Source organism: Haloarcula sp. H-hyl6 (genome assembly GCF_056934455.1).
Genome location: NZ_JBRIIK010000001.1, coordinates 449,508 through 473,570, shown reverse-complemented (window position 1 = coordinate 473,570; position 24,063 = coordinate 449,508). Strand labels below are relative to the sequence as shown.

The window sequence follows — 24,063 nt, the reverse complement described above, 5'->3', positions numbered from 1 at the left end:
CGATGATTCGGACTTGGAGCGTGTGCGTTGCCGTGGGCGAGACAGACGTCTGTGCGGCCGCCGGCGAGACACTGTTCGGGGCCCCTACGGGATGCCGGCCGACGTAATCACGCTCATCTATCCGAAATCCAATACTTTCCAAGGTTACCCAAACCAGCCGACGACAGCAAGGTTGGAGCGCCCGCAGTACTGAGTAGTCCGGAAGCTGTCTGGTGTGTCGGCCGACGGCGAGAGCCACGCAATGGACCGAGGGCTGACAGACCGCGTACTGAGAACGCTGCGGCCCGTTTCGCGCATCTGCCATCGTCGCCTCCCCGCCGAGGCGCCCCCGGAATGCGCCCAGCCTAGTCACACAGTCACTCCGATATCTACATCTAGGCGGGGGAATTGCCCAAGGTTGGAGTCACACAGCGGTCGCTTCGGAGATAGAGGACCTCTCTCAGCCTGTGTGATGCTGTCTGAACGGCTGTGCCACTCAAACTGGTGACGACTACGTTCTGGTTCACTGTTGTAGTCGGAGGATTATCGGACTAGCGTCTCTGGGCTACGGCAACCGTGCTGTTCGGGGTTGAGCGAGAGCGTGGATGGCGTCCGAAACCCTGGCCCCGTGGCGTTACCCGTCGCCGCGTTCGTCGACGATGACGACTTCGCCGTCCTCCACCCGGACGTTGATGAGCGTCTTGGCGTCGTAGCCGGCCTCGTCGAGTTTGTTCTCGCCGTCGGCCTTCTTGATGACGCAGACGATGTCGCAGATGTCGGCGCCGATGTCCTCGAGCGCACCGGTCAGGGCCGCGAGCGTGCCGCCCGTCGAGAGGACGTCGTCCAGCACGAGCACCCGGTCGCCCTCGTAGACGTCGTTGACGTACATCTCGTTCTCGGAGTAGCCGGTGACCTGTGAGAGCGCGACTTCGCCGTCCAGTCCGTACTGGCGCTTGCGGACGACGACGAGGGGGATGTCCGTCATCAGGGAGACGGCCGTCGAGAGGTGGATGCCCATCGCCGCGGGCGTGACGATTTTGTCGACGTTCTCCAGTTCGGCCTTGCGGATGATCTTGATGACGATTTCGCGGAGGAGTTCCGGGCGCAGCATCGGTACGCCGTCGCTGACGGGGTGAACGAAGTAGTGGTACCCGTCCTTCTCGATTATCGGCGCTTCGAGGAGCGACTCCTTTAGCTGATCCATGCTGGCGGTACTGCGAGGCCGTACAAAAGTTCGTCGTCAACGAGTCACAGGAGTGGGAGCAGTTCACCGAGCGCGCGGACCATCGGCAGGGCGTGGCTGTCGCCTAGCGAGTAGTACTCCACGGCCGTCAACAGGACGAACAGCGTCGGCGCGGCCGTCGTGACGCCGAGGAGGACGGCACCGGCCCGGCCGAACCACCCGTCCGAACGACCGGAGAGCGCCCAGCCCGCGAGCGGAACCCCGAGAGCGAGCGAGAGCAGGGCGTGGAGCTGGAACGCCTCGCCGAGGCCGTTTACTGTCAGCGCGACGGCGACGACGAGGAGTTGCCCGCCGATGGCGATACTCACAACCACCGACCAGCCGAACAGCCGCCAGTGTTCGGTGAGCGTCTCTCGAACGACCGGGACTCGGACAAGGAGATAGACGCCCAGCGGAAACAGGGGGAACAGGTAGCGGACCGTAATCTGGGCGTAGACCGGGAGACGGCTCGCATACTGGAGGGCCACGGTTAGCGCTACCGCGACAGCAAACAGGTCGACGAGACGGGTCCCGTCGAGAACCCGCGACGCGGGCCACGACGGTCGTCGTCCCCGCAATAACACCGGGATGGCAGCACAGAGACCGACGAGGACCGGGGCTGATTCCAGCAGAGTGAGGTTGACCGCCTGTCCGTTGGATATGTCGAACGTCCCCGTGGTGTGGCCCGAGCGAACGGTGGCGTGGTAGAGTTCCCCCGGGCGAGCCACTATCGACTCCGCGCCGACGACGAGTTCACTCCCCAAGAGGAGTAACGGTTGGACCGCAGGTTCGACGGCGACGAACAGCGGGCCGAGAGCCTTGCGGACGAGAGCGACCGGCCCACCTGATTGGCCGCCTGCCGCACCGGCGTTCTCGGCCGCCCCGGTCTGACTCGAAGACGCCGCGATTGCGAGTAGTCGCGGCGGACGGAGCGGTGACCCAGCGACGAGTACGTTCGTCACGAAGAACGGTAGGAGAGAGACAAGGAACGCCCCGGTCAGCAGGAGAAGCGTTTTCGGGCTGTTGTCGGGGGCGGTCGGCACGTCTACCGCTGCGAGGACGACGGCGAGGAGCAGGGCTTCTGGCGCGTGGACCCACGCGTAGAGGCCGACCTGTGCGTATGCGAGCGCGCGGAAGGTTGACGGTCGTACGGCAAGTGCCCCCTCGGTCGGTGTCCGACTCCGGTGGAGGCAGTACGCGATGCCCAGTACGACTGTCGCCGTCAGGACGTGGCGCTTCGGTATCGTCGCCCAGAGGGAGAGCGGCGTTCCGAGGACGAATACCGCAGCCCCGAGGAGTCCGCTCTGTGGCCCGTGAATCCCCCGGAGGAGCCGATACAAGAGGACCGGCGCGAAGGCCGCGACGGTGAGGTGGAACAACTGGAGCGCGTAGAGGTGCGTCGCGTCGCCGTTGAGCGGTCGCGCCAGCGTCACGTTCGCCGCGAAGACGGCGAGGACGAGGGCGCTCCCACCCACGAGTATCGCGTCGCTGTCCAGATGGCGACCCAGCGTCACGACGAGGGCCAGCAGACCGAGCGACCACAGTGCGACGAGTCCGATGCGGAGGTCGACGACGTGTTTCAGTCCCTCCAGCACCGCCCAGTAGGGGAGCGAGAGGAAGATTGCGCCGTAGTTTCGAGCGAGAACGTCGCCGTCGTAAGGCACCGCGCCGGGGGTTTCCAGCCCCGACCCGTACGCCGCCTCGGTCAACACGAGGTGACCGTTCGACAGACTGTACAGGCCGTTGACTAGCGTGTAGGTGTCCGTGATGAGGACCGTCGTCCGCCAGACCACCGGGAAGAGGCAGAGGCAGGCGAGAAACACCAGCAGACCCAGACGGTCACCGAACACTACGGCGCGGGCAGTCTCCCGAACGGCCGCCGTCTGCGTCCGGTGCCGGAGTCGGTCGGCCACGTCGGCGGCAGTCACTCCACCACCTCCACCGTCACGTTTCGCTCGCCGACGACTCGACGGTTTCGGGAGTCCTCGACGACGACGGCGAGGGTCCCGCAATACGTCTCGCGGGTCAACCTGTCGGGATTGAACGTGTCAGACTGCATCGTCACGTCGTAGGTCCGGCCGCCCGAGTCCGAGAGGAAGTGAACGGTCGACCGAGTGTAGTTCAACCCGTCGATGCGCAGGCGGTAGACGAGCACCGGGGACCCCGTGACCGTCGAAAAACGGACCGTCGCCGGCGGCACGGTGAGGTACGACCCCCCCTGTCCGTACGACGCCGGTTCGATAGTCGCCCGGTCGGGCAGGGTGACCTCCGCGACTGTCGCGTTCCCCTCGCCGTAGGCGACGTCCGGGGCCTGCGTCAACGAGACACCGGGAACCAACGGCCCGGAGACGGCCGCCGTCAGCACGACGACGCTCGCCACCCCGAGGACGACGGCGCGCGCGTAGTCCATCGTTACGTTCCTCTGTGGTAGTGTAAATAAATGCTTCGTGGCGGTGCTGTGGCTGGTACGTCGAAAAATGGAGAAACGAAGCGTCGATTACGCTTCGGGGCCGGAATCTTCGGCGAGCGTTGCAGACGTGTCGCCCTCCGGCGGTTCGTAGACGACGCGGACTTCGTAGTCGTCCGCCAGACCTGCATCGATAGATGTACCAGCGCTAACCTCGGTAGTACCCTCTGCGGTCAGCCAATCATCTGTGTTGTCGTTGTTGTCAATATCGACCGATGGAGCAGCAGCGGCCCATGAGGTCGCATCAATCCAACCACTCCCTCGGATGTAGAGGCTGTTACCGCTGATTGTGTCCCCGCCGTCGTGCGTGATGGAGAGTACACCTTCGTCGGCCGCGCCGACGCTCTCGTCGTAGTCGAAGGCGAAACTCGCCTGCGGAGTCGTCTGCTGTGCCTGGTCGCCGAGTCCGAGGACGAACGACGCGATGACGGCCGCGAGGATGACTGTGATAGCCACCATCAGGATGACCCCGATGACCGGCGAGACAGCGTCGTCGTCGTTAATGAGTTGTTTCAGGTCCATGTGTGTGTTCCGCGCACACCGCAGTGTGTCCGCACCAGCGATAACCCGTGCTTAACCCCACCTCGGGACGGGAGAATCGCTCGTGAAGGTGTGCTGATTCAACCCCATGGGGTGGGTACACTTATACCTACACTACCTTTTAGCGCTTCAAGTCCGGCCTGAAACCCTTCAAGACCCACCTGTACTGCCGGAAACTGGCCTTTCCAGCCGATTGTTCGAACGGGCCGACGGAACCGTCCGATTATCAGCGCTGAATATCGGGGGCTTGCCAATTCAGCCCTCGTCGTCGGCGAACTCCGTCAGGGTCATCTCGCGTCCGAGGTAGGTGTGGTAGAGCGCGGACCCGGTCAACACGACGGCCATCACCGTCGCCCAGACCAGTGGGGGCATCAGCGTGAAGGGGTAGACGCCGACCCACAGGACCACGACGACGGCGAGACTGATGGCCCCGAACGAGAGGTAGTACTCGCGCCACGGGAACTCGCTCCCGGGGACGATTTCGAGATACACCGTCAGTTCGTCCGTCTGTGCGGCGGTGGTGATGACGCCGGCGTCGGCGTCGTAGTCGACGATGTTCGCCTCGTCCATCCGGGGCAGGTGAGTCTGCTGGAGCGTGGTGTAGACGCGCTTTCGCTGCGCGCTGGAGACGTCGCCCGCCTCGCAGTCGTACTCCCGCGACGCGACGTGGGAGGCGAGGTCACCCAGTTCGACGGGACCCCCGTTCTCACGGAGGTACTGAAGGACGTACCGTCGGCGTTCGTTCTGGAGCACGTCGAAAATCTCGCCCTTCGAGAGTGCGTCGGCCGAGTCGTCGACCGGCGACGGACGGGACTGTTGGCTCATGCGTGCGTCACGTCCCAGCGGTCGGGACCCGGCAGTGCCATGTACCTCAGTGATGAGAGTCGACCGTAATAATCGCAGCGGTCCCTCGACTACGCGGGGTTGAGCGTCGAAAGAAAAAGCGAGTGAGGGCTTACGCGTCGGGACCGGACCACTCGGCGAGCGTCGCAGAGCTGTCGCCCGTGTCACTGTTGTAAGTGACGCGGACGTTGTCAGCGTCTGCTACAGCGTATTCAACTGACGAACCAGCACTAACTTTGGAGGCGGTGCCGCCTACGCCAGACGCGTCGCTCCAAATTTCATTACTTTCTCCACCAGAGAGCCTCAGATTCCCTGCCTCGATAGTATCACCACCATCATGCGTGACGGTGAGGAGACCATCACCGGAGCTCGTACCGAAGTCGTCACTGGTGAAAGAACTCGTGTCGTAGTCGAAACTGAAGCTAGCCTGCGGCGCGGTGTTGCTGACTTGGTCACCCAGGCCGAGCACGAACGTGGCTATCACCGCTGCGAGGATGACTGTGATGGCGACCATCAGGATGACGCCGATGACCGGGGAGACGGCGTCGTCGTCGTCGAAGAATCGTTTGATGTCCATGGTTTGTCTTGTGTCCGACACTCGCGAAGACTACCGGAGGGAAGCCGCCTCGATAGCCTCACAGTGTCCTTGACCTAACCAGCGCGCGTGTACACATAAAGGTAAAGCACTAATTATCCGCTGTGAAAATACCCTTCAGCGTCAGGGTCGAATCAGGGTAGCAACAGGAGCGCGAGGGTGACGAAGACGGCGAGGACGAGGATGCTGAACCCGATTCCCGCCCGAAGCGGGTGTTCGGCCCCGTCGGACGTGTCACGGATAACGCGACGATAAGTGGCGTTCGGGTCGGTCACCGCCGCGGTGACTGCGCCCGTCGCGCCGACGACGGCACGGTCGACGGCGGCGTACAGTTCGGTGACGCCGACGACCAGCGCGCGGGTCCCGTAGAACACTGCGGGGTTGTACAGCGAGTCGACGTCCGGCACGCGACCGAGTTTCGAGAGCGGTTTCTTCGTGAGCGCGAACCCGGCCAGTCCGGCCGCCGCGAGCGCCAGCCCCTCGACGACGTGGGAGACGGTGTAGGTGTGATAGACGTGCGAGACGACTGCCCCGTCCGTCACGTCGAACGGCAGGAGGCCGAATAGCGCGTCGGGGAACACACCGTAGGCCACACAGAGGACGGCGACGAGGACCATGGCCACGCTCTGCAGGCGGTTGGCGTCGCGCACGCTGTCGCCGTACTCGCCGTGGAAGAAGGCGTAGTAGCCGAACTTGATGAACGACATGAAGGTGCCGACGCCTCCGATGAGGAGGAGCCATTCGAGCGTCGTCCGGCCGCCCGCGTACAGCGGTCCCTTCACGAAGTCGTAGTGGCTCGCGGCGATGACGATGCCCTTGCTGACGAACCCGTTGAAGCCGGGGAACCCGGCGATGGAGAGGGCCGCGACGGTGAACGCGGCCGCCGTAATCGGCATCTCCCGCCAGAGGCCGCCGAGTTTCTTCAGGCTCTCCTCGCCGGTGCGGTAGACGACGACGCCGGCGGTCATGAACAGCAGGCCCTTGTAGAGGATGTGGTTGAACACGTGAGCGAACGCGCCGGCCTGCGCGAGTGCGCCGCCGATGCCGACGCCGGCAATCATGTAGCCGACCTGCGACTGGATGTGGTACGAGAGCAGGCGGCGCATGTCGTTCTGGAACAGCGCGAACATCGCGCCGAAGACGGCCATGCCACCGCCCATGTACGCGATAGCGACGTTGCCGTCGGGGAACGCTCGGTACATCCCGTACACGCCGGTCTTGGTCGTGAACACGCAGAGGAAGACGCTCGCGGCGATGTGGGGCCGCGGATACGTGTCGGGGAGCCACGCGTGCAGGCCGATGAAGCCGACGTTGACGCCGATGCCGACGGCGGCCAGTGCGGCCGGGAGACCGGACGTGATGCCCGCCGTCTCCGGACCGCCGGGTACGGACGCGAACAGGAAGGTGCCCTTGGCGACGTACGTCTGGAGGATGGCCGCCATGAGGAGCGTCCCGCCGATGCCGTGGAACAGCGCGTACCGGAAGCCGGCCCGGACCGCCGCGCCGCGGTAGTGCCACACCAGCAGGGTGCTGGTGACGGCCATCAGTTCCCAGAAGAACAGCATCGTGAGCCAGTCCCCGGCGAAGACGGCGCCGAAACTCGTCGCCACGTACGACAGCGCGAACGCCGTCTGGACGTTCTCGGCCTCGCTGGCGTACGAGTAGAGGACGGCGACGGCACCGATGAGACCGAAGACCAGTCCCATCAGCCGCGAGAACTCGTCGACGTTGAGCAAGACGGCCTCGAAGCCGAGGAACGTCGTCTGGATGTGAGCGCCCGAGGGGACGACCCACGCCCACGCGACGGCCGCCGCGGACGCCGCGACGCCGAGCGCGTGGCCCGCACGGCGAGGCAGGAACGCGACGAGGACGGCGACGGCCAGCAAGACGACGCCCGGCGGGACCATCGTCAGCGCGGAGGCCATCAGAGGGCCACCCCCGGGAGGTTCCCGACGATAGTCTCGACGATGCGCAGGAAGACGACGCCGCGCGGGACGACGCCGAGCAACAGCGACAGCGTCGCCGCCGTCAGGATGGGCCCGAGCATGAACCACGTGCTCTCGGCGCCGCGCCAGTTGCACTGGTCCCACCCACTGGCTGGCGGGCCGCCGTGGTGTTCGACGTCCTCGTGACGCTTCCCGAGGTGGTCGACGTGTTGCGGGTCGGGAATCTCGTCGTCGTCCTCGTCGCCCGGTGCTTCGACAGTCTCGGCGTCACCGCCGTCCGCGCGAATCGAGCGCCCCCCGAAGACGGCTTCGACGAGCGGTTTCTCGTCGTGAGCCTCCGGCGACTCGAAGTAGGCCTGATAGACGATGGGCCAGAAGTACGCGATGTTGAGCACGCCCGAGACGAGCAGCGCGGCGGCGAAGACGAGGCCGCCGCCCTCCAGTGCGCCGATGACGAGGTACCACTTGCTGACGAACCCGGCCACGAGGGGGATGCCGGCCATCCCCGCCGCTGCGACGGCGAAGGCGGCCATCGTCAGGGGCATCCGCGTGCCGATACCGGCCATGTCGCTGATGTCGTCGGTGTGGGTCTCGACGTGGATTGCGCCGGCACAGAAGAACAGGGTGAGTTTCATGAACGCGTGGGCGGGGATGTGGAGCAACCCGCCGATTAGTGCGTCGCCTTCTAGGAGTGCGAGTCCGAGGACGATGTAGGAGAGTTGGCTGATAGTCGAGTACGCCAGCCGTCGCTTGAGGTTGTCCTGCCGGAGCGCGATGACGCTCGCGGTCAGGAGCGTGAACGCGGCGATGGCGGCAAGCGGCAGGGCGACACCGAGGTCGCGCATCAGGTCCGTCCCGTAGACGTCCAGCACGAGGCGGGCGATGCCGAACACGCCGCTCTTGACGACGGCGACGGCGTGGAGCAGGCCCGACACCGGCGTCGGCGCGACCATCGCGTCCGGGAGCCACGAGTGGACGGGCATCAGCGCCGCCTTCACGCCGAACCCGGCGGCCAGCAGCGCGAACGCCGCACGGGCCAGCGTCGGGTCGGCCGTCGCCAGCGCCTCGATGCCGCCGGGCGTGAACGCCGTCGTCCCGGTGAGGAAGAACACGAGCACCGTGCCACCGAGGACGGCGACGCCGCCGCCGAAGGTGTACGCGAGGTACTTCCGGCCGGCCGCGCGTGCCTCGTCCGTCTCGTCGTGGGTGACCAGCGGGTACGTCGACACCGTCAGCAGTTCGTAGAAGACGAACAGCGTGAGCAGGTTCGCCGAGAAGGCGACGCCCACCGCGGAGGCCAGACTCGCCGCGAACGAGGCGAAGTACCGCGTCTGGGCGTGTTCGTTCAGGCCGCGCATGTAGCCGATGGAGTAGAAACTCGTGACTATCCACAGCAGACTCGCCAGCGCGGCGAAGAGGATACCCAGCGGGTCCGCTCGAAGGGCGAGTTGGATGCCCGTTGCGAACTGGCCGAACGAGAAGACGTACACCGTCCCCGAGAGGACGCCCGGAACCATGCTCGCCACGGTGGCGAACTTCGCCGCGGCGACGGTGAGCGTGACGCCCTCCCGGACGTTCGGTCGCCCCTTCAGCGAGAGGATAATCGGGATGGCGACGGCCGACACGAGCACTGCGAGTAACGGTCGGATGGATGCGACGTCTGTCATTGGTTCAGAAGCGGTGGCAGCGTCTGTTCGAGCAACTGTTCCAGCGTGGGGACGGCGGCGGTCAGCGTGACTGCGAGGACGGCCGCGAGGACGACGACGACTATCATCCCCGTCGAGACGCTCGCGCCCCCGTCCGCGACGGCGGTCTCCTCGCGGATGATGGGGTCGGCGAAGTAGAGGCGCTCGACCAACCGGGCGAAGTACGCCAGCGTCAGGAGCGTACTCGCCAGCAGGACGGCGACGACGGGCCAGAGGCCGGCCTCGACGGCCCCGACGACGATGTACCACTTGCCGACGAACCCGACGGCCGGCGGGACGCCGACCATCGCCAGCGCGAGGACGGCGAAGGAGCCGGCGGCGACCGGCGTCCGTGCGGCCATCCCGGCGTACCCGCCGAGAGTGGTCGCACCGGTCTCACGCTCGATGATGCCGCTGGCGGCGAACAGGCCGCCCTTCATCACGGCGTGCCCCAGCAGGTGGACCGTCGCGCCGACGACGGCGATGGGCGTCGCGATGGTGAACCCGGCGACGACGAGGCCGAACTGCGAGACCGACGAGTACGCGAGCATCCGTTGAACGCTGTTCTGCGAGACGGCGAGCGTGCTCCCGGCGACGATGCTCACGGAGGCGAGGGCCAGCAGTGCCCACCGAGCGCCGGGCACCGCCTCGAGGAAGTCGACGGTGAACACCGAGAACAGCAGTCGAGCGAGCGCGTAGGCCGACACCGTCGAGACGAGCGCGGAGATGAACGCGCTGACGCTGTCGGGCGCGTTCGCGTAGGCGTCCGGTTGCCACGTGTGGAGGGGGAACAGCGCCACCTTCACCGTGAGACCGCCGACCATCAGACCGAACGCGGTCAGGACGAGCGTCGAGTCGTAGCCGACCGTCGCCAGTTTCTCCGAGAGGTCGGCCATGTTCAGCGTCCCCGTCGCCGCCAGCGCGTAGCCCACCCCGAGAAGGTACAGCGAGGCGCCGACGGTGCCGATGACGAGGTACTTCAGGGCCGCGACGGCCGAACTCGCTTCGCGCCCGCTGGCGACGAGGCCGTAGGCGGCCAGCCCCGTGATTTCGAGGAATACGTAGAGGTTGAACACGTCGCCGGTGACGGTCATACCCGTGAGGCCGGTAATTAACAGGAGGAACTGGCTGTAGAAGGCGTTCGAGTGGGGGCCGGCGTGTCGGGCGTAGACGAGGACGCCCAGCGAGACGAGGCTGATCAGGACGACGACGGCCGCAGAGAGGCCGTCGACGACGAGTTCGATGCCGTACGGCGCGGCGAACCCGCCGACGGCGTAGGAGACGACCCCGTCGGTCCAGACTATCCAGCCGAGGAGGCCGGACAGTGCGGTGTGGCCCAGTACCGCCAGCGTCGCGAGTGACCACCCGCCCCGGTCGGTGAACAGACTCACGACCAGCGGGATACTCCCAGCGACGATAGGCAACACGACCAGCAAGACGGGCAGATGTTCAATCATAGTAGAGTTGCTCCAGTCTGTCTTCGTCGAGTGTTCCGTACTCCGAGTAGATACGGACGATGAGCGCCAGCGCCACTGCCGTCAGACTCACCCCGACGACGATGGCCGTCAGGATGAGGACGTGGGGAAGCGGGCTGACGTAGGGCCCGCCGCCGTCGGTAATGACGGGGGGGTTTCCACCTCTGCGGAAGGCCAGCGTGATGAAGAACAGGAAGATACCCGTCTGGAAGATGTTCATCCCGATGACCTTCTTCACGAGGTTCGAGGACTCGATGAGCATGTACAGGCCGATGCCGAGCAGCAAGACGACGGCGTAGTAGTTGTAGTGCGTCGTCAACAGGTCCAGTTGGAGTGGTCCAGTCATGTCCCGCCCTCCTCGTCGACGGCGTGACCGAAGCCAGCGGCAAGCAGGAAGAACAGGCCGATTGCCACGCTGGCGACGATAGCGCCGATTCCCAGTTCGACCAGTTCGATACCGTACTTACTGGCGTGTGAGAGCAGCACCTCGTACTCGGTGTACTGGAGGAACTGTCCGCCCAGCAGTATGGCGCCCAAGCCGATGCTTGCGAACGTGAGGACGCCACCGGCGGCCAGTGCCACGAGTACACGCACGTCTACCCACTGGCGCGTGGACTCGATGCCGTACGCGAACGCGAGCATCATCACCACAGAGCCAGCGATGACGCCACCTTGGAACCCGCCACCGGGTGTGTCTGCGCCGTGGAACATGATGAACAGCGCGAACGTCAGGACGAACGGGGCGACGACCCGGACCGTCGTCATGATGATGGTACTCTCGACGTACAGACCGGGCTGGTCGTCGACGCTCATGCGAACACCTCCCGACGGAGGACCGTCAGTGCGGCGACACCCGCGGCGAACACCACGACGGCCTCGCCGAGCGTGTCGAACCCGCGGTAGGCCGCCAGCACTGCGGTGACGGCGTTTTTCACGTCGGTCTGCTTGTAGGCGTTGTCGAGGTAGAACTGCGTCACTTCGCCCGCAACGACGGGCGAACTCGGGTCACCGATGGCCGGCAGTGCGGGCACCGTCGCCCCCATGACGAGGACGAACCCGGCGACGAGTGCCAGCGTTCGGAAGTTGACCGGTTCGAGCAGTCGGTCGGCGTCCGGCGTGACCGTGTTCGCGAGCGCTATCAAGAACAGGATGGTCATGATGCCTGCACCGACCGCCGCTTCGGTCAGGCCCACGTCGGGCGCTTGCAGGATGAGCCACAGGATGGAGACGCCGAGACTATAGGCGGCGAAGGACATCACCGCGGCCAGCGTGTCCCGGAGCATTGCCGCCCCGAGGGCACAGCCGACGACGAAGAGGAGCAACGCCCCTTCCAGTAGTGACAGGGTCATGCCTCTCCCTCCCCGTCGTCGGTGGTCCACGGGTCGATGCCTTGGTCCTGTGCCGCCCGGGTGATGGCGTGGGCGGCCGTCGGGTTCGTGAGGAACATGAACGTCAGCAGGAAGACGGCTTTCACCGTCGAGATGTCGGACTGCAATGCCAGTGCGGCCGCGCCGACGGTGAGGACGGCTCCCAGCGTGTCGCTCTTCGAGGCGGCGTGGGCGCGCGTGTAGACGTCCGGCAGGCGGACGATGCCCAGCGCCGCGACGCCGCCGAAGAAAGCGCCCAGAAGCCCCAGTCCGACGATACCCCACTCCAGCGGCGTCATAGCACACCCCCGTGCTCGACGTTGAACTTCGAGAACGCTATCGAGAGCAGGAAGTTCAGCAGGGCGTAGACGAGTGCCACGTCTAAGAACACCGACTCCTCGAAGGCCGCCGCCACGAGGGCGATGGCGATGACGGTGTTAGTCCCCATGACGTTGACCGCGATGACCCGGTCGTGGATGGTCGGACCGACCACCACCCGATAGAGGGCCACGACGGCGAAGACGACGAAGGCAGCCGCGATGGCTAGCAGCGCCGTCGCGAACTCAACCATCCTGTCCCTCCCCGTCGTCCCCGCGCTCGCGGGGCGACGCGATGGCGGCCGCCTCGCGGCCGTAGAAGACGAACCGGACCGCGCGTTCGAGCCCCCCGTCGAACAGGTCCTCGCGGGACCCGGCGGTCAGCGAGTGGATGTCGAACGCTCGGTCGGAGACGCTGACGGTCAGCGTCCCCGGTGTGAGCGTGATGCTGTTCGCGAGCGTCGTCACCGGTGCGTCGCCCCACACCGCCGCCCGGAGTTCGACGATTTCCGGGTCGATGGGCAGATTCGGGTGGAGGACGACGTACGCTATCTCGATATTGGCGACGGCGATTTCCTTGAGGAGATACGGGACGAACAGCAACAGTCGCGCGAGTTGTTTGCCCACACGAGCGACAGAGGGCTGCTGGCTGAAAGCGATGGGTGCCAGCAGTACCGCTACGAGCGTGGCGGTGAGAAAGCCCGTGAAGAAGTCGAGCGGTTTCCACGCGCTCAACAGCATGTAGAACAGGTACGACGCGCCGAAGACGGTGAGGTACTTCGGGAGCGAGGCCGCCCGCGTCAGGACGGTCGTCTCCGTCCGGCGCTCGACGGGCGCCTCCTCCACGTCGATGTCGGAGCGCGTCAGTTCCATCTGGAGCGGTCGCAACATCGGCGTTGCGCCGCTGGGGCTGTACTCTGGGTCCAAGACGATTCGGTCGACCCCGTGTTCGTTGGCGTATTCGAGTATCGCGTCGGCGTAGTCGCCGGGGCTGAAGAGGTACCGGTCGGCACCGATGACGGCCGTCTCGACGGTGACGTTCGACGGGCGCTCCTCGGCGAAGTCCTCCTCGACCCACAGTTCGACGCGTTCGAGGAGGTCGGTGGCTTCGCCGAGTTCCTCCGGTGCGTCCGGGTCGACCGAACGTGTACTGGCCACGTCCACGAAGTGGAGTTCGACCGGTCCGTCTGTGGCCGCCGTCTCGGCTTCCTCGACGACGTACGCTACGGTGTTCCTCAGCGTCACGGAGTCGTCGACCGGCACCAGTAGGCGGTGGGCGTCGGATGCAGTCACGGTAGTTTGTGAGAATCCTGTATCGGGGTGGTTGACGTGCGATACGGTCGTTAGGGAAAGCGAGCAACGGGATACGCAAAACTATTTCGCAATCACTCGGTCGCAGTCCGGTGACCGTCGTGGTACGCCCGGCCCGAGTGAGTGATGCGAGTCGCCAGAAGGGATTTATAGGCCCTCCGAGAACCGCCGACCTAGGTGTCCCCGATGCGCGACGTCCCCTCCAGCCAGAGCGACAGGTGTCCAGACTCACGAACGTGTGACCGCCGGAGCGTCCTCAGGTCGCTCGGTTCGACCGGACTCGGTATCGTGGGCGGCGGGGCGCTGTTCACGAGCGCCACCGGCGAGGCCGACGCCGCCGTCGCCGACGACCCGTCCGGCGGCAGTGACGACGACGGCTCGATTCTCAACCTCACCGACTCGATGGCCTACGACCCGGTCGAGTACTACGGGTCGCGTCAGCCCGGAACCGAGACGACCCAGTGGGGCGACCCGGACTGGCGGTACAACGCGACGGCGACCCAGAACGTCATCTGGGCCAACGAGTACGACATGGGCGACTACTACCGCCACGAGTTCCGCGTCGGGGGCCACGTGCTGGGCGCCCGGAAGGACGCCCTCGACAGCAACGGTCGCCACTACTACGAGGTGATGGAGAGTCAGTACCCCGACGGACACGTCGCTCTGGAGAAGGAGTACCCGCTCCACGTACCGGCGGCCGTCGTCACCGGCCACCGGTACTCGGTCCGCGCGACGGGCGACGTGACGCTCCGACCGTCCTCACATCACCATGCCTTCACCCGGCAGTCGGACCTGTGGACGTTCGGCGACATCGCCACGCAGGACCCGGACGAACGGACGTCGCTCGCGGACGCCACGGTGGAGGCTCTGTTCGCGCCGCCGGAGACGCCCGAGGGGTTCGTCCTCGACAAACTCACCGACGAGGACTGGGTGAGCCGCTGGGCACCGTACATGTCGAAGGGCCTCGGCAAACTTGCCGGGACGGCCGGGACGGTCATCACCCTCCTCGACATCTACGACACGATGGCCGGGAACTGCGACGCGTGGGACGGCGAGCAGACGACGGGCGAGGACCGAATCACCCACGGCGTCAACGTCTGTAGCGGGACTTCGGCCGGGCACTTCGTCGCGTTCGAGGCGGCGGTTCCGAAGGACGCCACCGGCGAGGTGGTCTTCGAGAGTCAGTTCGAGACCGGCATCCCGCTGGGGCAGACCCGGTCGATGGAACAGACGATATACCTCTAGGACGCCGTCGTCAGTCTCGGTCCGACAACACGGCCGCGAGTTCGCTCGCCACTCGAAGCCCCAGTCCCTGCTTGTCGCCGACGTACTCGCTCGTCTCGTCGGCCCGGACCACGAGCGCCCGGGCGTCGGCCGCGCCCATGACGCTCGCGTCGTTGGCGACGACGAACGCCAGACCAGCCCTGTCGAGCAGTTCGCGGGCCCGCGATACGAGCGTCTCGTCGTCGCCGTCGGACTCGACTTTGAACCCGACGATGGGGAGGTCGGGGTGGTCAGCGCGGACGGTGTCGATGAGCTTCGGCGTCCCTTCGAGGGTCAGCGTCAGGTCTTCCTGCCCGCTCTTTATCTTCTCGTCGGCGCGCTCGACGGTGTAGTCCGAGATGGCCGCCGCGGAGACGAGAGCGTCGGCGTCGCCGGCCACCGCCGAGACGGCCGCGGTCATCTCGGCGGCGGACTCGACCTGTTCGACGCTCGCGTAGGGCACGTCGGGGCCGTCGTGGACCAGCGTCACGTCCGCGCCGCGGACGTAACAGGCCTGGGCCACCGCTCTGCCGGTCCGTCCCGACGCCCGGTTCGAGAGGGTCCGGACGGGGTCGATGGACTCGGTGGTGGCACCGGCGGTGACGACGACGTGGCGGCCGTCCAGCGGCCGTTCGCCGGCGGCCCGCGCCACGGCAGTCACGATGGCCTCCTCGGTGGCTATCTTCGCTTTCCCCTCCTCGACCCGCGGGTCGACGAACTCGACGCCCCACGACTCGACGCGCTCGATGGCGTCTAACACGCCCGGATGGTCGTACATCGGTTCGTGCATCGCCGGCGCGACGACCACCGGCAGGCCGGCACCGAGCGCCGTCGTCGCGCACGTCGTCACCGGCGTGTCGTCTATCGCGGCCGCGACTTTCCCGACGGTGTTGGCCGTCGCGGGCGCGAGCAAGAGAACGTCACCCCAGCCGTCGACGCCGCAGAGGTCGACGTGTTCGACGCGACCGGTCAGTTCCGTCACCACGTCGTCCTCGGTGGCGAACTCGACGGCCCACGGGTGGACGATGCCCGTCGCCGCGTCGGTCATCACTGCCCGGACCGACGCACTCTGCCGGCGTAGCTCGTGGGCCAGTTCCACCGTCTTGACGGCGGCGATGGAGCCCGAAACCCCCAGCACGACGTTGACTCCCTGCAACATGGCTCGCCCTTCGCCGTCACCCACTAAAAGTGTCCGTCCTCAGTCGGTCGCCGGAGGGCGTTCGCGGCGGGTGAGGGCCGCCCCGAACGCAAGCAGGGCGACGATGACCAACCCGAGCGCGACGGCCGACCGGAGCGCTGCAGCGGAGGAGGCGGGCGGCGCGAGGAACGGGACCAGCAAGTAGCGCGCGCCGACGGCGAGGACGGCGGCCCCGCCGAGGACGAGTGCGCTCCCTGTGACGTGGACGAACTGGCTGTCCGTCGACTCGGCGGCGCGACCGAGTTGGCGGCCGATACTGCTCGCGTGCGCGCCCGCATCCCAGACGAGTATCGACCCCGCGACGCCGAGGACGACCAGCGGCGTTCCGAGACCGAGTTCGGCCGCGACCAGCGTCGTCGCGAACAGGAGCGCGCTCCCGACGGCGAACCCGGCCGTGGACGACTCGAGGAGGCCGTACGCGGACAGCAACGCGGGACCACGAAGGACGATGGCGACGGCGAACAAGAGGGAGACGGTCCCGCCGAGGACGACTGCGGCCGGCCCGACGACCGCCGAGAGGTCCGTCCCGCCTGCGGCGACGAGCGGCGTTCCGAGCAGCGACCCGAGGGCCGTCACGAGGAGCGTCACGCCCACGGTCAGCAGGCCGCCGGTCTGCAGGGCGAGCGTCCGCGCGGGGTCGTCGCCCAGCCAATCGGCCACCCAGTGTCGGAGGCCGTCTGCGAGGAGCACACAGGAGAGCCCCACGCCGACGAGGCCGACGAGGAGGTGGAGCGGCCAACTGAGCGCGAACTCCAGCATCGGTCCGACGACCGGCACGCTGTCGAGGAACAGGGCGAACAGCGCCCGGCCCGCGGGAGTCAGCGCGACGAGGAACTCGACGCCGAGGACGGCCCAGACGGACCGAGGGAGGTCGCGGACCGGCACGGCCACGTCCCCGAGGGCGTCGAGTGGCCCGTCGCCGCCGGTGTCGGCGAGCCAGCCGTCCAGTATCGGCACGACGCGGGTCAGCAGGGCGAGGACGGCCAGTACCCCTAGCTGGAGCGTGACGAACGCACCGAGCGGGTCCGCGACGGCGACGGCGAGGGCGGCACCGAACAGGTTCGTGAGGAGACCGAACTCCGCGTTGAGGTTCAGGAGGACGGCGAGGACGATGCCGACGAGGAGGGCGTTCCCGCTCTCGCGCAGCGCCGTCCCGAGGGACTCGCTCTCGGCGAGTCCGGTGGTGGCGTCGACGGCGACCACGGCGACGGCGGTGCTAACGCCCACGTACACCGGCAGAGCGTAGCTCCGGAGGCCGAAAAAGAGCGCCGCGCCGACACAGAGCGTGCCGAGGAGCAGTGCGACGCTCCCCGCGGCCACGCGCCCGTTCGATTCCCCACCGAGCGCCCACGCGCCGCCCGCGACCGTCAGCCCGCCGACGACCGCGGCCAGAGCCGGGAGCGGGTCGCCCACCCCGAGGCCGACGACGAGGGCGACCAGCACCGCGACGGTGCCGGCGACGGCCGCCGTCGGCTCGACGGGACGCCGGTCGACTGCGGTCACGCCGACCACCGCTCCGTAGCGCGGGCGAGCGATTTGGCGAGCGGGGCGGTCAGCGTCCAGTCGACGATACGGACCGTTCCCCGGAGGCCGTGGACGCGTTCGTCCCGGTCGAAGCCGGCGAGGGTTCCTCCCGGCGTGCCCGTGTCTGTCACGTCGGGGCTTACGACGGTGACGTCGTGGCCGTGCGCGGAGAGGCGCTTCGCCGCGTCGGCCGCCCGGTCGTCGAGCAGCGGCGTGCAGAAGACCACTTGCGCGGCGTCGGGGAACCGACGGTCGAGCGTCTGGACCGTGTCGCCGCCGTCGGCCACCGCCCCGCCGCCGTCCGGTCCGGCGACGGACCGAAACAGGCGATGGGCGTTCGCGTCGCCGGAGAACTCGCCGGCCCCCCTCGATACGTCGTCGCCCGATGCATCGAGGAGGAACGCGCGAAGCCGCCGGAACTGGTCACGCTCGGTACTCGGCCGGAGGTACGCACAGGCGTCGAACGTGGCACCGCCGACGCGGTTGTTCTCCGCCAGTAGCGTTCGTGCCAGTTGCTCCGCCGCGTAGGTGCAGTACTGGACCGCCGTCGGGTCGCGAACCTTGGGGGCGACCGGGTGGCGAGTGTCCACCAGTAGGACGACGCTCGCGGCCGCCGTCTCCTGATACTCGACCGTCGCCAGTTCGTTCGTGCGGGCGAGACGGTTCCAGTCGATGCGTCGCATCGGGTCGGCCGACTGGTACTCGCGGATGCCGTAGAACGAGACGCCGTCCCCGCCGGCCTGCGTCCTCACCCGACCCGTCTGACGGAGGTTTCGCGCCGTCAGCGGCAGGGATTCGACGTCCGCGCTACAGTCGATTGTCGTCTCGACGCCCACTGTCTCCCGACACTCGCTGGTCCCGGCGAGGTCACGGCAGACCACCGTCGTCTCGCCGAAGTGATGTTCGCCGCGACGTGCTCTGACGGTGTAGGTGAACGACGCCTCGTCGTCGGCTTCCAGGCTCGTCCCGAACCGCGGCGACTCCTCGACGACCCCCAGGCGGTCGGGGACACCGTCGACGACGCGCACGTCGGGGAGGTAGGTGCGGCCGTCGTTGCGGACCGTCACGGTCACGGCAACCTCGTCCCCGGGGAGCGGGGCGGCCGGTTCGAGCGTTCGCTCGACCGTCAGCTCCGGTTCCGGGTCCCGCGTGGCACTCTCGTAGGCCGCGTAGACCAACCCGACCGTCGAGGCGACGAAGACGGCGGCGTTGCCGGTCGCGAGGCCGACGGCGCCGGTCACCAGCGCCACCGAGAGGCCCACCGCCCGGCGGGCGCGTCGCCGCTCCGTCACGTCGACTCACCTCCTCGGACGCGTCGCACCTCGTCGAGCGTCGCCTCGACCTTGCGGTCGAATCCCTCGCCGCTCGCCCAGTCGCGTATCTGCAGGCCCAGCGGCGGGTCGGGGACGCCGTCCCCGCCGACGAACGACGCCGCGCGGCGGTCGTCGGTCCACGTCCCCTGCTCGACGGCGGCGTGGGCCGCTTCCGCCCCCATGTCGGTGTTCCGGACGAGGGTTCGGTGGACCGTCTCTCGGAGGCGACGGCGGACGTCGGCGGCGTAACTCGCTTCGAGGCCGTCGTAGGGGTCGACCCGCCCGTCGATGCGGGCCAACAGGTCGTCCACGTCGTCGCCGACGACGGTCTGTCCGGGGCCGCGTACCGTCTCGGGGTTCGTCGCCGGCAGTTCGACCGGGTCCTCGGGGGCTTCCTCGTCTGTGTCGTCTCGACCGACGACGCCGTAGAGCCCCACCACCGCGAGGATGGCGGCCGCCGGGAGAACGGCAGTCCGGAGCGTCTCCGTGAGGTCCGGACCGGCCACCGAATCGACGAGGCCGGGCACCGTGGCGACGACGACGGCGGCGGCGAGCGACGCCAGACCGACGCCGACGAACACGCGCCACCCGTGGGACGGCCCGGTCACGTCGGTCCGTGTGTCGACGGTCGCACGGGCTGTCTGTGCCGCGCTCACGGACGATTCGGTCTCCTCGACCCTCCTGACGGGGACCGTCACGTCCTCGTCTGTCGACTCGGCCATCGTCTCGCTCACGAGTCGTCACCTCCGCCGAAGATGCCGTCGAGAGCCTCCCGCGCGGCCTCGGTGCGGTCGGTCGACGGCGACTCCCCGCCGTACGCGACGGCTCGGAACAGGTCCGTCAATCGCCACACGGGGGCGGCCGGGAGACCCATGTCGACGGCCTTGCGTGCGTACTCCCCGGGAGTCGTCGCGGCGGGATTGGGAACTGGCACGGCGTCTGTCAGCCGCTCCCACGCCTCGCGTATCGACGGCGGGTCGGGGTCGTCGTCCGACCCCGCCGTCGACGGACCGTCGGACGCCGACCGGGCGTCCTCTGTCGTCGGGTCGTCGGGTTCGAGGAACCCGGGGCGGTCGAATCCGCCGACGGACGTGATCAGACCGCCACCGGTCAGCGCGGCGAGCGACCGGAACGGGGCGGTGGCGACCCGCCCGAGGGCCCTCGGGAGCGCGGCGAGCGACCGGCCGGCCATCCGACTGAAGGGACCGAGACCGGCCGAGAGGCCGGTACCCACGCTCCGGACGACGCTCCCGACACCGGCCGCCACCCGTGCGAGTCCCGCCGACCCGGTGAGGAGGAGGGCCGTCGTCACCTGCGGAATCCGCTGGATTACCCCGGCCAAGGGGAGCGAGAGGCGGCCGAGCCACGGGAGGTGGATGCTCGTGGCGTCGTAGCCCTCGGCGGCTCGGACGAGGACGACGCCGACGTAGCCGACGGCGGTGAGACCGAGGAGCGCCACGAAGGCGGGGAGGAACGACAGGTCGGGTAGCCCGCCGAAACCGCCCCCGCGGTCCGGGGGTGGCGCAGGTGTCGCCGTGGGCGTCGGCGTCGGTGTCTGGGTCGGCGTCTGGGCCGGCGTATCGCGTGCCGGCGTCGGGGTGGGTGCCGGTGTCGTCCCTTCGACCGGGGCCCGTTGCTGGAGGTCGACGTCCAGCGCAGCGGGGAACAGCGCCGTCGCGTAGATGACGGCACCGGCACAGAGGAGGGCCAGAGCGGCGCGGATGAGGCTGGAAGGCACTACCAACGAGTTCATGCCAACCAGTCTAAAGTATTGTCCTTACTCCGGTCGTCGCTTCACTCACCAGAAGTATTTTGCCGCGTTGACAGCAATTTCGACGTACGCCCTATGGGGACCCTCACACGCCGAATCCTCCTGACCCTCTCGCTGTTGCTCGCCGTCGACGTCGCCGTTGTCGCGACGGTAGCGTACCTCCTCACCCCGTGGCTCTCGCCGGTCCGCGACGCTCTCGCCGCGACGCTCCCGGTCGACGCCACCGTCGCGTGGTGGGTCGCCGTCGTCCTGCCAGCCGTCCTGACGTTCGTCTGGGCGCAGTTGCGCTACACCCGCACCCAGACCCTCGCGGAGGCGGACGCCCGAGAAGTCACTCGCGAGGAGTACCGCGAACTCCACGACCGGGTGCAACGCCTCTCTCAGCAGGCCGACGTGGCGATGCCCACTCTCGCGGTGGCCGACAGCGACGTCCCAAACAGCTTCGCCGTCGGGACGCTCGGCAGCGCCACCGTCGTCGTCAGCGAGGGCCTCCTCGCGGCGCTCGACGGGGCGGAACTCGACGCGGTGCTGGCCCACGAGCTGATGCACGTGGCGAACCGCGACGCCACGGTGATGACGCTCGCCAGTTTCCTGCCGGCGCTGACCAACGGGGAGTACGGGCCCATCGACGACGCGCTTCCGGGCGACCGCGGGAGTCGCCTCCTCGTCGGGGCCGCCGGCGTCGCGGTGGCCTACGTCCTCAGCGCCCGCTTCCTCGACGCCCCGTTCGGGTCCGTCTCGTTCACCGCCGGATTTCTGGTGCTGTTCGGCCTCACGGTCACTCTCGGGGGGGTCGTCCTCGGCGTCTTCACTGCTCCCGTAGTGGTGTTGGCACGCTCGCTCTCCCGGGCCCGCGAGTTCGCCGCCGACCGGAGCGCCGCGAAACTCACGGGCAATCCGGCGGCGCTCGTCCGGGCGCTCCAGACGCTCGACGCCGACGCGACGCCGACCCCTGAGACGGACAAGCGGGCCGCCTACGACGGGGTTCGCGGCCTCTGTTTCCTCCCGCACGGGTTCGAGGACGGAGCGGAGAAAGACGAGTTCTACGTCGAGACGCGCTCGCACCCGCCGACGACGGAGCGAATCGAACGACTGGGCGACGTGGCGGGCGACCTCTAGCTACTCGTCGTCGGCGACGCTCGGATGCATCGTCGGTTCGCCGGGCATCGGTTCCTCGAAGTACCGACGCATCACCTCCAGAGACTCCTGCTCGCGACGCTTGCGCTCCTCCTCGTCGATTTCCTCACAGCCGGGTGGCACCTCGCGGTCGCGGTCGGTGAAGTACCCCTCCGGGGCGGTCCAGTCGTGGTAGAAGTCCACGTCGCTGTCCTCGATGAGCGTCAGACCGACCTGCGCGCCGTGGCCGGCGGCGACGATGGTCTGGTGGTGCTGTTCGGCCAATCGGCCCGCAGCGTAGAGGCCGTCGACGGCGGTCCGGCCGCAGTCGTCGACACCGACGAACTCCTTGGTTCCCCTATCGACGAGGTCCACGTCGAGGCCGTCGAGGTACGTCGCGTCGGCCCACGATGCGGCGACGACGTAGTCCGACTCGAACGTCTCGCCGTCGGCGACAGTCGTCTCGAACCCGTCTTCGGTCTCGGTGACTCGCTGGACTCGGCCGTCCACGAACCACGCGCCCGCACGCCGGGCCTGTGCGCGGACGAGTTCCAACAGGAGGCGTGGGTTGACGCCGGCCGGAAAGCCGGGATAGTTCTCTAGGTGGGCGTTGCGGTTCAGGATAGACTCTCCCGTCGAGACGATTCGGGTCGAAACGCCGGCACGAGCGGTGTAAATCGCCGCGGAGAGGCCGGCGACGCCGCCGCCGACGACGACCACGGACTCCGGGTCTTCGGACATGGGCGGCGGTTGCTCCCCCCGAAACAGAAACCTGCCGGTTCGGAGTGACGCCGCCATCTGGCCGAGAACCGCACGTAGGGGTGTTGTACGTGCCGTCTATGTAGCTGGCACTACCCGAAGCCTCATAATGATTCACCCACTAGAGACGGCGTAATGACCGACACCGTCGACGAGGTGGACCTGCCCTACGACGAGGACGCCTCACAGCAGAAGAAAATCGAGGCGTTGCAGGAGCGACTCGAGGTGCTCGAAGCACAGAACGAGGAGATGCGCGACAAACTGCTGGACGCCAACGCCGAGAACAACAAGTACCAGCAGAAACTCGAACGACTGACCCACGAGAACAAGAAACTCAAGCAGTCCCCGCTGTTCGTCGCCACGGTGCAGGAACTCAGCGAAGACGGCGTCATCATCAAACAGCACGGCAACAACCAGGAGGCGCTGACCGAGGTCACCGACGAGATGCGCGACGGCCTCGAACCGGACGACCGTGTCGCGGTCAACAACTCTCTCTCTATCGTCAAGCAACTGGACGACGAAACCGACGTTCGCGCTCGCGTCATGCAGGTCGACCAGTCGCCGGACGTCACCTTCGGCGACATCGGGGGCATCGAAGAGCAGATGGAGGAGGTCCGCGAGACGGTGGAGATGCCACTCGTCAGCCCCGAGATGTTCGAGGAAGTCGGCATCGACCCGCCGAGCGGCGTCCTGTTGCACGGCCCGCCGGGGACGGGGAAGACGATGCTGGCGAAGGCCGTCGCCAACGAGACCGACGCCACCTTCATCAAGATGGCCGGGTCCGAACTCGTCCACAAGTTCATCGGCGAGGGCGCGAAACTCGTCCGCGACCTGTTCGAACTCGCCCGGCAGGAGGAACCCGCCGTCGTCTTCATCGACGAGATAGACGCCATCGCGGCCAAACGCACGGAGTCGAAGACCAGCGGAGACGCCGAAGTCCAGCGGACGATGATGCAACTGCTCTCGGAGATGGACGGGTTCGACGACCGGGGCGAGATTCGCATCATCGCGGCCACGAACCGCTTCGACATGCTCGACCGCGCCATCCTGCGCCCGGGCCGGTTCGACCGTCTCATCGAAGTGCCCAACCCCGACTTCGAGGGCCGCAAGGAGATATTCAAGATTCACACCCGCGGCATGAACGTCGCCGACGACGTCGACTTCGAGGCGCTCGCGGAAGACGTCGAAGAGGCTTCGGGGGCGGACGTGAAGGCCGTCTGTACCGAGGCCGGGATGTTCGCCATCCGCGACGACCGGACCGAGGTGACGATGCGGGACTTCCTCGCCGCGTGGGAGAAGATTCAGCAGGAAGAGGCCGAGGACGAGGACGTCTCTCGGACCTTCGCCTGACGACGTCCCGCTCGCTTCCAGA

At 67.4% G+C, this 24,063-nt stretch carries 24 protein-coding genes; 3 read left to right on the top strand and 21 right to left on the bottom strand.

What is annotated here, in order from left to right; genetic code table 11:
* Window positions 1-613: 613 nt before the first annotated feature.
* From hpt to Hhyl6_RS02275, 15 genes are all read right to left on the bottom strand, one after another.
* Window positions 614-1,183, bottom strand: coding sequence for a hypoxanthine/guanine phosphoribosyltransferase (gene hpt, locus Hhyl6_RS02345; protein ID WP_483737617.1), 570 nt, complete (start codon window positions 1,181-1,183; stop codon window positions 614-616).
* 44 nt (window positions 1,184-1,227) lie between these two features.
* Window positions 1,228-3,129 carry a hypothetical protein gene (locus Hhyl6_RS02340; RefSeq protein WP_483737616.1) on the bottom strand — a complete coding sequence of 634 codons (1,902 nt, stop codon included), beginning with the start codon at window positions 3,127-3,129 and terminating at the stop codon, window positions 1,228-1,230.
* Window positions 3,126-3,611, bottom strand: coding sequence for a hypothetical protein (locus Hhyl6_RS02335; protein ID WP_483737615.1), 486 nt, complete (start codon window positions 3,609-3,611; stop codon window positions 3,126-3,128). The genes Hhyl6_RS02340 and Hhyl6_RS02335 overlap by 4 nt, the downstream gene beginning before the upstream one ends.
* Before the next feature lie 87 nt (window positions 3,612-3,698).
* Window positions 3,699-4,190 (bottom strand): type IV pilin domain-containing protein, encoded by a 492-nt coding sequence (locus Hhyl6_RS02330; protein ID WP_483737614.1) that lies wholly within the window; start codon window positions 4,188-4,190, stop codon window positions 3,699-3,701.
* A gap of 273 nt (window positions 4,191-4,463) precedes the next feature.
* Complete coding sequence (locus tag Hhyl6_RS02325) at window positions 4,464-5,033, bottom strand: DUF7344 domain-containing protein (RefSeq protein ID WP_483737613.1); 570 nt, start codon at window positions 5,031-5,033, stop codon at window positions 4,464-4,466.
* A gap of 130 nt (window positions 5,034-5,163) precedes the next feature.
* A complete protein-coding gene (locus tag Hhyl6_RS02320) occupies window positions 5,164-5,628 on the bottom strand; it encodes a type IV pilin domain-containing protein (protein ID WP_483737612.1) in 465 nt (154 codons plus the stop codon).
* Window positions 5,629-5,780: 152 nt separating this feature from the next.
* On the bottom strand, window positions 5,781-7,571 hold the full coding sequence (locus Hhyl6_RS02315; RefSeq protein ID WP_483737611.1) for a Na(+)/H(+) antiporter subunit D: 1,791 nt from the start codon (window positions 7,569-7,571) through the stop codon (window positions 5,781-5,783).
* Window positions 7,571-9,259, bottom strand: coding sequence for a cation:proton antiporter (locus tag Hhyl6_RS02310; RefSeq protein ID WP_483737610.1), 1,689 nt, complete (start codon window positions 9,257-9,259; stop codon window positions 7,571-7,573). Before Hhyl6_RS02310 ends, Hhyl6_RS02315 begins: the two co-directional genes overlap by 1 nt.
* On the bottom strand, window positions 9,256-10,734 hold the full coding sequence (locus Hhyl6_RS02305) for a monovalent cation/H+ antiporter subunit D family protein (protein ID WP_483737609.1): 1,479 nt from the start codon (window positions 10,732-10,734) through the stop codon (window positions 9,256-9,258). The genes Hhyl6_RS02310 and Hhyl6_RS02305 overlap by 4 nt, the downstream gene beginning before the upstream one ends.
* Window positions 10,727-11,098 (bottom strand): cation:proton antiporter subunit C, encoded by a 372-nt coding sequence (locus Hhyl6_RS02300; protein ID WP_483737608.1) that lies wholly within the window; start codon window positions 11,096-11,098, stop codon window positions 10,727-10,729. Before Hhyl6_RS02300 ends, Hhyl6_RS02305 begins: the two co-directional genes overlap by 8 nt.
* Window positions 11,095-11,565, bottom strand: coding sequence for a Na(+)/H(+) antiporter subunit B (locus Hhyl6_RS02295; RefSeq protein WP_483737607.1), 471 nt, complete (start codon window positions 11,563-11,565; stop codon window positions 11,095-11,097). The genes Hhyl6_RS02300 and Hhyl6_RS02295 overlap by 4 nt, the downstream gene beginning before the upstream one ends.
* Window positions 11,562-12,101 carry a DUF4040 domain-containing protein gene (locus Hhyl6_RS02290; protein ID WP_483737606.1) on the bottom strand — a complete coding sequence of 180 codons (540 nt, stop codon included), beginning with the start codon at window positions 12,099-12,101 and terminating at the stop codon, window positions 11,562-11,564. Before Hhyl6_RS02290 ends, Hhyl6_RS02295 begins: the two co-directional genes overlap by 4 nt.
* A complete protein-coding gene (gene mnhG, locus Hhyl6_RS02285) occupies window positions 12,098-12,418 on the bottom strand; it encodes a monovalent cation/H(+) antiporter subunit G (RefSeq protein WP_483737605.1) in 321 nt (106 codons plus the stop codon). The genes Hhyl6_RS02290 and mnhG overlap by 4 nt, the downstream gene beginning before the upstream one ends.
* A complete protein-coding gene (locus tag Hhyl6_RS02280) occupies window positions 12,415-12,690 on the bottom strand; it encodes a cation:proton antiporter (RefSeq protein WP_483737604.1) in 276 nt (91 codons plus the stop codon). Before Hhyl6_RS02280 ends, mnhG begins: the two co-directional genes overlap by 4 nt.
* Complete coding sequence (locus Hhyl6_RS02275) at window positions 12,683-13,681, bottom strand: monovalent cation/H+ antiporter subunit E (protein WP_483739658.1); 999 nt, start codon at window positions 13,679-13,681, stop codon at window positions 12,683-12,685. The genes Hhyl6_RS02280 and Hhyl6_RS02275 overlap by 8 nt, the downstream gene beginning before the upstream one ends.
* 243 nt (window positions 13,682-13,924) lie before the next feature.
* Between Hhyl6_RS02275 and Hhyl6_RS02270 the strand changes: the two genes are divergently transcribed.
* The gene (locus Hhyl6_RS02270; RefSeq protein ID WP_483737603.1) at window positions 13,925-14,992 is read left to right on the top strand and encodes a hypothetical protein; all 1,068 of its coding nucleotides are present in this window, start codon (window positions 13,925-13,927) and stop codon (window positions 14,990-14,992) included.
* Window positions 14,993-15,002: 10 nt separating this feature from the next.
* On the opposite strand, the gene coaBC is transcribed toward Hhyl6_RS02270, so the two are convergent.
* The 5 genes from coaBC to Hhyl6_RS02245 are packed head-to-tail and all read right to left on the bottom strand — an operon-like array spanning window position 15,003 to window position 20,783.
* On the bottom strand, window positions 15,003-16,169 hold the full coding sequence (gene coaBC, locus Hhyl6_RS02265) for a bifunctional phosphopantothenoylcysteine decarboxylase/phosphopantothenate--cysteine ligase CoaBC (protein WP_483737602.1): 1,167 nt from the start codon (window positions 16,167-16,169) through the stop codon (window positions 15,003-15,005).
* Window positions 16,170-16,208: 39 nt separating this feature from the next.
* Window positions 16,209-17,711, bottom strand: a complete 1,503-nt coding sequence (locus tag Hhyl6_RS02260; protein ID WP_483737601.1) for a DUF7519 family protein — start codon at window positions 17,709-17,711, stop codon at window positions 16,209-16,211.
* Entirely contained in the window at window positions 17,708-19,024 is a 1,317-nt protein-coding gene (locus Hhyl6_RS02255; protein ID WP_483737600.1) for a DUF58 domain-containing protein, read from the bottom strand. The genes Hhyl6_RS02260 and Hhyl6_RS02255 overlap by 4 nt, the downstream gene beginning before the upstream one ends.
* On the bottom strand, window positions 19,021-19,779 hold the full coding sequence (locus Hhyl6_RS02250; RefSeq protein WP_483737599.1) for a DUF7269 family protein: 759 nt from the start codon (window positions 19,777-19,779) through the stop codon (window positions 19,021-19,023). Before Hhyl6_RS02250 ends, Hhyl6_RS02255 begins: the two co-directional genes overlap by 4 nt.
* Window positions 19,776-20,783, bottom strand: coding sequence for a DUF4129 domain-containing protein (locus Hhyl6_RS02245; protein WP_483737598.1), 1,008 nt, complete (start codon window positions 20,781-20,783; stop codon window positions 19,776-19,778). The genes Hhyl6_RS02250 and Hhyl6_RS02245 overlap by 4 nt, the downstream gene beginning before the upstream one ends.
* Before the next feature lie 108 nt (window positions 20,784-20,891).
* Here Hhyl6_RS02245 and Hhyl6_RS02240 point away from each other — a divergent pair, with 108 nt between their 5' ends.
* Window positions 20,892-21,935 (top strand): M48 family metalloprotease, encoded by a 1,044-nt coding sequence (locus Hhyl6_RS02240; RefSeq protein ID WP_483737597.1) that lies wholly within the window; start codon window positions 20,892-20,894, stop codon window positions 21,933-21,935.
* Here the strand turns inward: Hhyl6_RS02240 and Hhyl6_RS02235 are convergent, their stop codons facing one another.
* Window positions 21,936-22,673 (bottom strand): NAD(P)/FAD-dependent oxidoreductase, encoded by a 738-nt coding sequence (locus Hhyl6_RS02235; protein ID WP_483737596.1) that lies wholly within the window; start codon window positions 22,671-22,673, stop codon window positions 21,936-21,938.
* Window positions 22,674-22,826: 153 nt separating this feature from the next.
* On the opposite strand from Hhyl6_RS02235, the gene pan1 reads away from it, so the two are divergent.
* The gene (gene pan1 / locus Hhyl6_RS02230) at window positions 22,827-24,041 is read left to right on the top strand and encodes a proteasome-activating nucleotidase Pan1 (RefSeq protein ID WP_483737595.1); all 1,215 of its coding nucleotides are present in this window, start codon (window positions 22,827-22,829) and stop codon (window positions 24,039-24,041) included.
* Window positions 24,042-24,063: the final 22 nt, after the last annotated feature.

Excerpts from the sequence above, each read along its gene's own strand:
- Hhyl6_RS02280 (WP_483737604.1), bottom strand. The coding sequence starts at position 12,690 with ATGGTTGAGTTCGCGACGGCGCTGCTAGCCATCGCGGCTGCCTTCGTC.
- Hhyl6_RS02320 (WP_483737612.1), bottom strand. The coding sequence starts at position 5,628 with ATGGACATCAAACGATTCTTCGACGACGACGACGCCGTCTCCCCGGTC.
- Hhyl6_RS02235 (WP_483737596.1), bottom strand. The coding sequence starts at position 22,673 with ATGTCCGAAGACCCGGAGTCCGTGGTCGTCGTCGGCGGCGGCGTCGCC.
- Hhyl6_RS02305 (WP_483737609.1), bottom strand. The coding sequence starts at position 10,734 with ATGATTGAACATCTGCCCGTCTTGCTGGTCGTGTTGCCTATCGTCGCT.
- hpt (WP_483737617.1), bottom strand. The coding sequence starts at position 1,183 with ATGGATCAGCTAAAGGAGTCGCTCCTCGAAGCGCCGATAATCGAGAAG.
- Hhyl6_RS02330 (WP_483737614.1), bottom strand. The coding sequence starts at position 4,190 with ATGGACCTGAAACAACTCATTAACGACGACGACGCTGTCTCGCCGGTC.
- Hhyl6_RS02335 (WP_483737615.1), bottom strand. The coding sequence starts at position 3,611 with ATGGACTACGCGCGCGCCGTCGTCCTCGGGGTGGCGAGCGTCGTCGTG.
- mnhG (WP_483737605.1), bottom strand. The coding sequence starts at position 12,418 with ATGACGCCGCTGGAGTGGGGTATCGTCGGACTGGGGCTTCTGGGCGCT.
- coaBC (WP_483737602.1), bottom strand. The coding sequence starts at position 16,169 with ATGTTGCAGGGAGTCAACGTCGTGCTGGGGGTTTCGGGCTCCATCGCC.
- Hhyl6_RS02300 (WP_483737608.1), bottom strand. The coding sequence starts at position 11,098 with ATGACTGGACCACTCCAACTGGACCTGTTGACGACGCACTACAACTAC.
- Hhyl6_RS02310 (WP_483737610.1), bottom strand. The coding sequence starts at position 9,259 with ATGACAGACGTCGCATCCATCCGACCGTTACTCGCAGTGCTCGTGTCG.
- Hhyl6_RS02295 (WP_483737607.1), bottom strand. The coding sequence starts at position 11,565 with ATGAGCGTCGACGACCAGCCCGGTCTGTACGTCGAGAGTACCATCATC.
- Hhyl6_RS02290 (WP_483737606.1), bottom strand. The coding sequence starts at position 12,101 with ATGACCCTGTCACTACTGGAAGGGGCGTTGCTCCTCTTCGTCGTCGGC.
- pan1 (WP_483737595.1), top strand. The coding sequence starts at position 22,827 with ATGACCGACACCGTCGACGAGGTGGACCTGCCCTACGACGAGGACGCC.
- Hhyl6_RS02315 (WP_483737611.1), bottom strand. The coding sequence starts at position 7,571 with ATGGCCTCCGCGCTGACGATGGTCCCGCCGGGCGTCGTCTTGCTGGCC.
- Hhyl6_RS02325 (WP_483737613.1), bottom strand. The coding sequence starts at position 5,033 with ATGAGCCAACAGTCCCGTCCGTCGCCGGTCGACGACTCGGCCGACGCA.
- Hhyl6_RS02240 (WP_483737597.1), top strand. The coding sequence starts at position 20,892 with ATGGGGACCCTCACACGCCGAATCCTCCTGACCCTCTCGCTGTTGCTC.